This is a genomic window from Nostoc sp. S13, from assembly GCF_029379315.1.
GTDB lineage: Bacteria > Cyanobacteriota > Cyanobacteriia > Cyanobacteriales > Nostocaceae > Nostoc.
Window position 1 is genome coordinate 1 of record NZ_JAQYWQ010000182.1, and the last position, 9,056, is coordinate 9,056.

The 9,056-nt window shown below is 43.1% G+C and carries 11 protein-coding genes and 1 tRNA gene; 10 read left to right on the plus strand and 2 right to left on the minus strand.

Going from position 1 to position 9,056, the window contains the following annotated elements; genetic code table 11:
• Positions 1 to 499 (plus strand): tetratricopeptide repeat protein (locus PUQ00_RS30995; protein ID WP_300423670.1); only part of this gene is annotated, 499 nt, incomplete at its 5' end.
• An 87-nt stretch (positions 500 to 586) separates the two neighbouring features.
• On the opposite strand, the gene PUQ00_RS31000 is transcribed toward PUQ00_RS30995, so the two are convergent.
• Entirely contained in the window at positions 587 to 1,207 is a 621-nt protein-coding gene (locus PUQ00_RS31000; RefSeq protein WP_300423672.1) for a 2OG-Fe(II) oxygenase, read from the minus strand.
• 857 nt (positions 1,208 to 2,064) lie between these two features.
• Here PUQ00_RS31000 and psbQ point away from each other — a divergent pair.
• The 6 genes from psbQ to hemJ all read left to right on the plus strand — a co-directional run bounded on the left by psbQ (position 2,065) and on the right by hemJ (position 5,759).
• Positions 2,065 to 2,520: a photosystem II protein PsbQ gene (gene psbQ / locus PUQ00_RS31005; protein WP_300423673.1), complete on the plus strand. Its 456-nt coding sequence runs from the start codon at positions 2,065 to 2,067 to the stop codon at positions 2,518 to 2,520.
• 74 nt (positions 2,521 to 2,594) lie between these two features.
• The gene (locus PUQ00_RS31010; RefSeq protein ID WP_300423675.1) at positions 2,595 to 3,782 is read left to right on the plus strand and encodes an FAD-dependent oxidoreductase; all 1,188 of its coding nucleotides are present in this window, start codon (positions 2,595 to 2,597) and stop codon (positions 3,780 to 3,782) included.
• The gene (locus PUQ00_RS31015) at positions 3,757 to 3,987 is read left to right on the plus strand and encodes a hypothetical protein (protein WP_300423677.1); all 231 of its coding nucleotides are present in this window, start codon (positions 3,757 to 3,759) and stop codon (positions 3,985 to 3,987) included. Before PUQ00_RS31010 ends, PUQ00_RS31015 begins: the two co-directional genes overlap by 26 nt.
• On the plus strand, positions 3,978 to 4,829 hold the full coding sequence (locus PUQ00_RS31020; protein ID WP_300423678.1) for an alpha/beta fold hydrolase: 852 nt from the start codon (positions 3,978 to 3,980) through the stop codon (positions 4,827 to 4,829). Before PUQ00_RS31015 ends, PUQ00_RS31020 begins: the two co-directional genes overlap by 10 nt.
• Positions 4,830 to 4,902: 73 nt before the next feature.
• Complete coding sequence (locus tag PUQ00_RS31025; protein ID WP_300423680.1) at positions 4,903 to 5,070, plus strand: hypothetical protein; 168 nt, start codon at positions 4,903 to 4,905, stop codon at positions 5,068 to 5,070.
• A gap of 107 nt (positions 5,071 to 5,177) precedes the next feature.
• Positions 5,178 to 5,759 (plus strand): protoporphyrinogen oxidase HemJ, encoded by a 582-nt coding sequence (hemJ, locus tag PUQ00_RS31030; RefSeq protein WP_300423681.1) that lies wholly within the window; start codon positions 5,178 to 5,180, stop codon positions 5,757 to 5,759.
• Between the two features lie 96 nt (positions 5,760 to 5,855).
• On the opposite strand, the gene PUQ00_RS31035 is transcribed toward hemJ, so the two are convergent.
• Positions 5,856 to 6,764 carry a peptidoglycan-binding domain-containing protein gene (locus PUQ00_RS31035; protein WP_300423682.1) on the minus strand — a complete coding sequence of 303 codons (909 nt, stop codon included), beginning with the start codon at positions 6,762 to 6,764 and terminating at the stop codon, positions 5,856 to 5,858.
• Positions 6,765 to 7,334: 570 nt separating this feature from the next.
• Between PUQ00_RS31035 and PUQ00_RS31040 the strand changes: the two genes are divergently transcribed.
• From PUQ00_RS31040 to PUQ00_RS31050, 3 genes are all read left to right on the plus strand, one after another.
• On the plus strand, positions 7,335 to 8,540 hold the full coding sequence (locus PUQ00_RS31040) for a M23 family metallopeptidase (protein ID WP_300423684.1): 1,206 nt from the start codon (positions 7,335 to 7,337) through the stop codon (positions 8,538 to 8,540).
• 59 nt (positions 8,541 to 8,599) lie between these two features.
• Positions 8,600 to 8,672, plus strand: a tRNA-Arg gene (locus PUQ00_RS31045).
• A 64-nt stretch (positions 8,673 to 8,736) separates the two neighbouring features.
• Positions 8,737 to 8,961 carry a hypothetical protein gene (locus PUQ00_RS31050; protein WP_300423685.1) on the plus strand — a complete coding sequence of 75 codons (225 nt, stop codon included), beginning with the start codon at positions 8,737 to 8,739 and terminating at the stop codon, positions 8,959 to 8,961.
• The last annotated feature ends 95 nt before the right edge of the window (positions 8,962 to 9,056 follow it).

A 9,056-nucleotide genomic window follows, 5' to 3' on the forward strand; every position in this document is an offset into this window, starting at 1 on the left:
GGCTACTAGCTTAAACAATTTAGCAGGACTCTACGATAGCCAAGGGCGGTACAGCGAAGCCGAACCCCTCTACACCCAAGCCTTGGAGATGAGAAAGCGGCTGTTTGATGGCGACCATCCTTATCTGGCTACTAGCTTAAACAATTTAGCAGGACTCTACGATAGCCAAGGGCGGTACAGCCAAGCCGAACCCCTCTACACCCAAGCCTTGGAGATGACAAAGCGGCTGTTTGATGGCGACCATCCTTATCTGGCTACTGGCTTAAACAATTTAGCAGGACTCTACGATAGCCAAGGGCAGTACAGCCAAGCCGAACCCCTCTACACCCAAGCCTTGGAGATGTCCGATCGCATTTTAGGAGTTAATCATCCCACTACAGCAACAATTCGAGAAAATCTAGCAATCCTGCAACGCCAGTCTACTCCCCGTCCTATCTGGAAACGTCGGTTAGGTCAATTTGTCCAAATCTTAAAGGCGATATTAATTCGTAATTCGTAATTAAAGTAATTCGTAATTAAAAAAGTCCTACATAGTCTGGGTTTTAGGGTTTATATCTGTTTCATTATTTTCGTGAACTGGTATAAGCTATGAGGCATACTTTCTCTTTTTGGTTGTAGACTGAGTGCTTCTTGACTCTACAGTAAACTCTGGAATTTCCTGGAGTTCAGCATCACTCAAACTATACTGTTCACAAACTAAACTTAAGCGATTTCCTGGAGTTTTCACAGCATTAACCGAATGGGTTAAATCACCTTGAAAATAAAGTAAAGTATTGATTTGGGGCTTAATTTGCCCAAGTTGGCGTTTGGGCGATCGCAATATCAGTTCTCCCCCTTCCATATCTGCTGGTACTCGCACATAAAGGACACTGACAACCGCAGGCGGTTCAATGGTTTTGGAATAGGAACGTAAGGAGCGATCAATATGCGGATCGACACGGGAGCCTTCCTTTAGCTGTAAAGGATTGAGGTAAAAAGCATTACAATTTGCCTGGAGAGCCAAATCTAGGTAAGGCTTGAAGTACGGAAAATGCTGTTCTACTTCTGCTAATCCAGAACGTTGAAATACTACGGAGAATCCTTTAGTGGCGACAAAATCGCGGTTGAGGTTGTTGATAGCAAAGTAAGGACAAGCTTGGATTTCTCCCCACAAATTGTTTAGGTAATCGTTGGGAAAGGCGTTGGTTTGTTGTTGATAGTGTTTCACGATAGATGTAGGGAGCGTACAGAACTACCAGGGGTCAAAGATCATAGCGTAATTTGTGACTGGGGAAAAGTTAAAGATGATTTATAAAGTAAACCTTAAATTGTCGGGTGCGTTATAGCAACGCTTAACGCACCGAGAAACATGGTGCGTTACGGCTACTTCTCACTCTCTCGAACTCCCAAATCCTTGCATAGCCGTAACACACCCTACTTAATATTTACTTTATAAATAGCCTCTTAAAGATAGGACTTACGCACTTACGACGAAAAAATAAGGCTTTGCGTTCGCGAAGCGTGTCCGAAGGACTTATGCTTCCCTACCCTGCGGGAACGCTAAGAGCGAACGGTCGCAATGAGGAAATTACGTTATTGTTGCGTAAGTTCTGAAAGACTGTGGAGCTACGTTTGGTATCGGTAGGACTTTGGAGCAGTCCGGCGATGGTTTAGTTGAAAAACCGAATCGAATTAGCTTATGGTAGTACGTTATAACTGGAGTGGAAACTGGCAGGCTACCAAAGAACAAACTGACTAAGGAATTAATTATAGCGGTTCTCGTTTACGTAAGGTACACCCGTAGGGGCACGGCAGTGCCGTGCCCCTACACCTCGTGATGTAATGTTGTACCGCATCTGAATGGGAACCGCTATAACTACCGCGACTCACTCAAGACTAACGTCAATGAGCAAGGTAAGAACTTGCTAGGGGGTAAGCACATCCAGGGAAAGTTGATGCGTAAAGTAGTAAACCTGTTGTTTCAAGAATTGTGCAAAATAATTCACTTACCCTGAACGATAAATTGCGTTAGCGATCTAAAATGACACTGTTAATCGGTAAACAAAAAGCAATTAAGTTCAATGTATGGTGCGTCAACGCTCGATTTTTTCATTTTTTCTAGTATTATTGGCTACATTCCTGATTAGTTGTGGCGGGCCTGGTGTCGCGGTGGCACCTCCAACTTACACGGCAACGCAACTTGAAAGAATTCAGGAATACGTTCCTGAAATTCAGGCTGTGCGCGATCGCTCACAAGAGTTGAAAATCCTGATTCAAAAAGGCGATTGGATCAATGTGCGTAACTTTATACATGGCCCCATAACAGAAGCAAGGCTGAACCTGACTTATGTCACTTCCAACCTTCTACCCAAAGACCAACCCACAGCACGAGAAATAACGCGGAATTTGTTTAACGACCTAGTTAAACTTGATAAAGCTACTAGTGCTGGCAATCCTCAAGTTGCCTTGAGTAAATCCGAAGCTGCTTTCGCAGACATTGACAAATTCCTCCAGCTGCTTCCTAAAACAGAAGAGAGTTAAGAGTTATGAGTTAGGAGTGAGGAGTTAGGAGTTAAGAATTTTTGACTCCTCACTCCTCACTTCAAGTACAAATTATGAATGTAGTTATTATCGGTTGTGGTGTAATTGGGGCTGCGATCGCCTATGAACTGAGTCAAGTAAAAGGGCTGAAAATTACAGTTTGCGATCGGCAACCACCAGCACAAGCTTCTACGGGCGCGGCACTTGGCGTTTTGATGGGCGCAATCAGCCAAAAAATCAAGGGCAAGGCTTGGCAGATACGACATACTAGCATCCAACGCTATGAAACTTTGATTCCTGAACTAGAAGCTTTAACAGGTCGCAAAATCCCTTTTAATCGTCAGGGGATTCTCAATCTTTGTTTAGAAGAGGAGAATTTAGCAGCATGGGAAAAGCTAGTAGAAATTCGCCACTCTCAAGGCTGGCATTTAGAAATTTGGGACACGGCTAAACTCCAGAATATCTGTCCTCAAGTTAATCATGAAAAAATTACTGGCGCTGTCTATTCTCCTCAAGACCGTCAACTTGATCCAGTTGCCCTCACATTAGCTTTAGTTGAGGCTGCCCAGCAAAATGGTGTAACTTTCAAATTTGGTGTGGCTGTTTTGGATGCCCAAACCTCACCACCTGAGTCTTCCCCCCAATTTTGCAAACAACTTGAGACTACAGAAGGAAAAATAGCCGCAGATTGGTTTGTAATCGCCGCCGGACTAGGTTCAACACCACTGACGGCAAAATTAAATCAGATGATTGATATTCGCCCCGTACTTGGGCAAGCATTGCAAATGCGTGTCGGGCATCCATTAGGCAATCCTAACTTTCAGCCAGCGATAACGGGTAACGATGTCCATATTGTTCCTGTGGGCGGTGGAGATTATTGGGTGGGTGCAACAGTGGAATTTCCCAGGAATGGCAATGAGTCCAGTCCGTTGCGTATTTTCCCGCCGTTAAAGGAACTAGCGAACCCGGAGAGCGAAATACCGCCAAATCAAGAACTGCTGGAATCTGTTAGAAAACAAGCGATCGCATTTTGCCCAGAGTTAGCCACAGCAACGATTCTCCGCACTTGGTCGGGGTTACGTCCCCGTCCTGAAGGACGCCCAGCCCCAGTTATTGGTAAGTTACCAGGGTTTAGTAACGTCCTCCTAGCTACCGGACACTATCGCAACGGCGTTTTACTAGCACCCGCTACAGCTTATGCAATTCGTGAGATGATTATTTCTCAGGGACTGGGGAATGGGGAGTGGGGAGTGGGGGGATGAGGGAGATGAGGGGGACAAAGGGGACAAGGGGGACAAGGGGGACAAGGGGGACAAGAGGGACAAGGAGAATAACCCATGCCCAATGCCCAATGCCCAATGCCCAATGCCCAATGCCCAATGCCCAATGCCCAATACCCAATGCCCAATGCCCCATGCCCAATGCCCCATTCCCAATGCCCAATATAGGAAAATAGTGTGTCAATAACAGAACATAAAATCAATGTAGATTCACTGGAATGGTTTTATCGCGAATCTTCCCCAATCGGTAGAACTGACTTAGCGCCTGTGTTGTTGCTACATGGCTTAGTTTCACAAAGTTACAGTTGGCGGAATATTATACCTGCTTTAGCGAATCAGGGCACAAGAGCGATCGCTCCAGATTGGATTGGTTATGGCTTTTCTGCAAAACCAGAAAAACGAGATTTTGCTTACACTCCCGATGCTTTTATCACAGCTTTAGAAGGATTTATCAAAGCGCTAGAACTTGAACATTTTTCTTTAGTTGTACAAGGCTTTTTAGGTTCTGTAGGACTACAATACGCTTTGCGTCACCCAGAACAAATTGCCAATTTAGCTATCCTAAATGCACCAATATCATCTACTGCTAAATTACCCTGGAAAATTAAACAAATGGGTTTACCTTTGGCAGGTGAAGTAATGACCCAAGACCCGCTTTTGGTTGACCGGACGCTAGAAGGTGGTAGCCGTTATCGCATCGGAGATAAAGATTTAGATATTTATCGAAAACCATTTTTGAAAACTTCTGCATCTGGTCGAAGTCTCTTAGCAAGTATTCGCAATTTACAGCTTGATTCAGCAATGACAGAAATCGAATCTGGCTTTAAAGAATGGCAACAGCCAATTCTGATTCAATGGGGTATGATTGACCCTTGGTTATCTGTAGACATTGCCCAGAATTTTGCAAATGCTGTACCAAATACCGAATTAATAAAACTTAATAACGTCGGACATTATCCTCAAGAACACTACCACGAGGCGATTTTGGAAGACCTTTTACCCTTTGTGCGTCGTAAAGATGCTCATTGACAATATACCTTTGGCAAAAATCGATATTATAAAAATAAAAAACTCCACCCACAAGGGGATGGAGTTTTTGGGCATGGGGAATGGGGTATTGGGCATGGGGAAGAACTTACCTGTTTGGCCAATGCCCAATGCCCCAAGCGACGGGGCGACTATCCCTCTCCACCCACTCTTGGGTTGGAGTTTCCCGTCGCTTTCAATGAAACCAAGATTACCACAGATATTTATCTGTGGTAAAAAATAAATTATGGATTTTTGCTAGATTGAGAAATGTTATCCCAGCCTAAATTTGTGAACTTTTTATTACTATTAAAAAGGCATCACAACCACAAGTAAAGGAGATTAGAATTCATGGCTTATTCATGGTTTAAAGCATTTCATATTGTCGGATTTGTAGTTTGGTTCGCGGGTTTGTTCTACTTAGTACGTCTTTTTATCTATCACGTTGAAGCTAACCAAGAACCTGAACCAGCACGAACGATACTGAAAAATCAGTATCAAATTATGGAAAAGCGTCTCTACTATATCATCACTAATCCAGGAATGTTCTTGACGATCGCAATGGCCATCGGTTTATTAAGCACTGAACCGGACATTTTAAAAGAGGGTTGGTTGCATATCAAACTGCTGTTTGTTGCCATTTTAATTGGCTATCATCATTACTGCGCTCGGCTGATGAAGAAATTAGCAGTAGATGAATGTGGCTGGAATAGTCAGCAATTACGTGCTTTAAATGAAGCACCCACAGTTATGTTAGTAGCGATCGTTCTGCTGGCTGTGTTTAAGAATAATCTACCTACGGATATCGCTGCCTGGGCTATTTTCGCCATGATTATTTTGATGGCAGTCACTATTCAACTTTACGCCAAAAAACGCAGGCAAGATAAAGAGAAGCTGACGGCAGAAATAGGGCAACCACAAGAACAAAGTTAGACAAAATTCCTGTCTCACACAAAGTAGGGTAGCACAGATGTGCTACCCTCTCACACGTTCCATCACAACAACAACTGCTACCAATTACCCATTACCTCATCCTGGAAACGTTTTGAGTAAATCATCCCCAGGAATCACGGTAGTGTAGAAAGCATATTTGCGATTAGCGAGATAGCGACGGTCTTGTTTAATAATCGCCATAAACTCTCTATGTCCTTCACGGCTACGTCCCACTAAACAACCTGCACTGGCAAGGCGAATATCATTTTGGGGAAAATCAAAGCCATAGTGTTGATTCACAGAAAAATCATCACCTGTATCAAGTTTGTCCCCAGTCCGTTTAAAATCTTTGTTGAAATCTCTACAAACAGTTATATCTCCAACTTGCACTAATGCTTCGTGAGGCTCTGCTGTGCCGTGGATGCCAACACCCCAAGCTTTGTATTGTCCAAACTGAATCCTAGCTGCTCCTTTCGGATTCATCGGATTATAAGTGTAGTACTTCCCTGGTTCTGTAGTAGCTTCCCAGTGATCTACAATTTTAGGAACACCATTTACTACTTCAATGACAATCCGCCGATCATTAAATTGATTGGGTGTATCACTATTGAGAGTCCAGTCTCCATTTATACCCTCCACATAAACAATGTTGTATTCTTTTGGATTGGTGAATATCTGATACTGTTTAGATTGCAAGTATTTCACAATCCTACTGGCAATATCATTACCAAGTTTTAAGGGGGGTTTGGGAAGCTCATCTGGTTTGGTTTCAATCAGTTTCTTGGCTGTGACTGCTCCTAAAAAGTCAGTTTCTCCAGTCTTTGCTAATTCTTGAAATTTTTTGAGAGATATCACAGAAACAGGGCCAAATTTCCCATCAGCTGGAGGTTCTAGCAAATCTAAGTAGACTAACAATATCTGAATCTGACGAGCCAAGTCTGCATCCTCAGCGATCGCTTCAAATCCCCATTTCTCATCTTTTCCTAAGAAATCTTGCAGTTTCATTATGCACCTCTCTTCATTTGCTGACTTCTAAGTATAAACATCACTTTTAAGATTGACGTTGTTTTAAATAATACTTTTTTCCAAAATATGATGTCAAAATTTTTACTATTAATTTATGATTTAGCACATAAAAATTTACAGTGATTATACTGAATAGAAGACTATTTATCAAACAGAATTCAGGAGTCAGGAGCCAGAATTCAGTTGGGTATTTTGTGCGACACAACGACCGGCTCAGTGCATCGCTGGTGGATGAATAAACGGCGTTTTTGCACCCCCACCAAATTTTCTTGTTTTGTAGTCTTCAATCAGTGGCGGGTCTGAATCCCCCACTGATTGCATTCTGACTCCTGAATTCTGACTTCTGAATATTCTGACTTCTGAATTCTTCTTCAATGGAAATGTATATTAAATTTTTTGGCTGATATACCTGCTCAATGCTGACACAAATTGAATCTTTGTGTTAGAACTTGGCAGACCAATTTGATACATAGTGTTGGAATGGGTAAATCAGATTTTGGGAATAATCCTCATAGTGTTTGAAAGCATCGTTTTGATTAGGTTCGCACTATGAGAGCGCAATTTCTCGGAAAACAGCAGATTTATTGGTGTTTATCTATTGCATTTTGCGGCATTTTGTGGATTTGTTTGGCATTAATTCCAGCCCAGGCAACGCCCACAGGATCTATTGATACTCTGCGACAACAGCAGCAACAAATGAACCAGCAGCATCAGGGTGTGATTAACGATCGCGATCGCTTAACAAATCTCCAACAAGAGGCGCAAAAACACCTGACTGGTTTAAAGCAAAATCTGCAAACCACAGATAGCTATATTGAAGAGGGGGAATTGCAATTACAACGAGCTACCGAACGCCAGAAGCAGTTGGAAACTGATTTAGATTTAGCGGAACGTGACTATGAGGAGCGTCAAATAGCAACAGTAGCACGATTGCGTTATCTCCAGCGATCGCCAGCATCTCTCGGATGGGCAGTTTTGCTCGAAAGTGAAAATATTAGCGATTTTATCAGCCGCCGTTATCAGTTGAAGTTAGTGTATCAGGCAGACCAACAAATTTTGGTGAAACTCAACGCCCAAGCAAACCTGATCAATAAACAAAAAACGGCAGTAGAACAGCAAAAAAATGAAATTGCCTTGATTCGTGAGCAACTGCTGGCACAAAAAACCGATTATCAAACTCAGGCGCAATCGCAATCAGAATTGATTCAACGCCTCAATAGCGATCGCCTCGCCTTAGAAGCAGCGCAAAACCAGCTAGAGAGGGAATCCAAAAATCTGGAAGTCTTGATTCAACAAAAGGTAGCAGAAGCCAGAGCAACAGAAGAAGCCCAAGCAAAAACCAACAGCCGTACAAGTTTGATCATTCGGGGAACTGGTATAATGACATATCCTAGCGATGCTCCTACTAGCAGTCCCTTCGGCTGGCGGATGCACCCAATCCTCGGCTATCGTCGCTTTCATGCTGGGTTGGATTTTGCTGCTAGCTATGGTAGTACAATTCGGGCAGCCGATTCGGGAACAGTGATTTTTGCTGGGTGGTATGGTGGTTATGGCAGAGCGGTAATTATCGACCACGGCAAAGGCATTACGACATTGTACGGACATACCAGCGAATTGTATGTTACCGAAGGACAAGCAGTTGAACGGGGACAAGCGATCGCTGCTGTCGGTTCCACAGGTTTATCAACTGGGCCTCATCTCCACTTTGAAGTTCGTCGAGATGGCACACCCGTAAACCCAGCTAATTATCTTTAACCCATCACCAATTCATCTGCAAATTTGAACACAGACATGCTATAATATGGAAGACGTAAGGGCGCGTAGCTCAGTGGATAGAGCAACAGATTCCGGTTCTGTCGGTCGGGGGTTCAAATCCCTCTGCGCTCGTTATTTGTAGATTAACTAATTATCTATCACTGTTAACAGATTAATTAAAGGTAAGTGAGTTCTGTTGTGCCAAGCGCCGGAGCGATCGCTTGAGCTTGTGGAGTTTGACGACAAGCCGCTCCCCGTCTACGCATCCATAGAACAAGGTCAGCGTGTGATTTCTGTGTGGTTAGATATTATTTATCAACAATTAGCCGATAAACTGAGAAAATACGAGCTGGACAACTTTTGCGATCGCGGATATTTTGGCAGATTTGGCGGTAGCAAGACAAGAGAGGGAATGGACTGATAAAGATTTAGCTGAGGTGTTAGCAAAGTTGAATTTATACCAATACGCTTGGGTTAAGGCTAAAACTCTTTGTCAAAGTCAATTTTTTTAACGAA

What these genes read in the sequence shown, in the direction of transcription:
- PUQ00_RS31035 (WP_300423682.1), bottom strand. Translation starts at nt 6,764, where the DNA reads ATGAAACTGCAAGATTTCTTAGGAAAAGATGAGAAATGGGGATTTGAA.
- hemJ (WP_300423681.1), top strand. Translation starts at nt 5,178, where the DNA reads ATGGCTTATTCATGGTTTAAAGCATTTCATATTGTCGGATTTGTAGTT.
- psbQ (WP_300423673.1), top strand. Translation starts at nt 2,065, where the DNA reads ATGGTGCGTCAACGCTCGATTTTTTCATTTTTTCTAGTATTATTGGCT.
- PUQ00_RS31025 (WP_300423680.1), top strand. Translation starts at nt 4,903, where the DNA reads ATGGGGAATGGGGTATTGGGCATGGGGAAGAACTTACCTGTTTGGCCA.
- PUQ00_RS31040 (WP_300423684.1), top strand. Translation starts at nt 7,335, where the DNA reads ATGAGAGCGCAATTTCTCGGAAAACAGCAGATTTATTGGTGTTTATCT.
- PUQ00_RS31010 (WP_300423675.1), top strand. Translation starts at nt 2,595, where the DNA reads ATGAATGTAGTTATTATCGGTTGTGGTGTAATTGGGGCTGCGATCGCC.
- PUQ00_RS31015 (WP_300423677.1), top strand. Translation starts at nt 3,757, where the DNA reads ATGGGGAGTGGGGAGTGGGGGGATGAGGGAGATGAGGGGGACAAAGGG.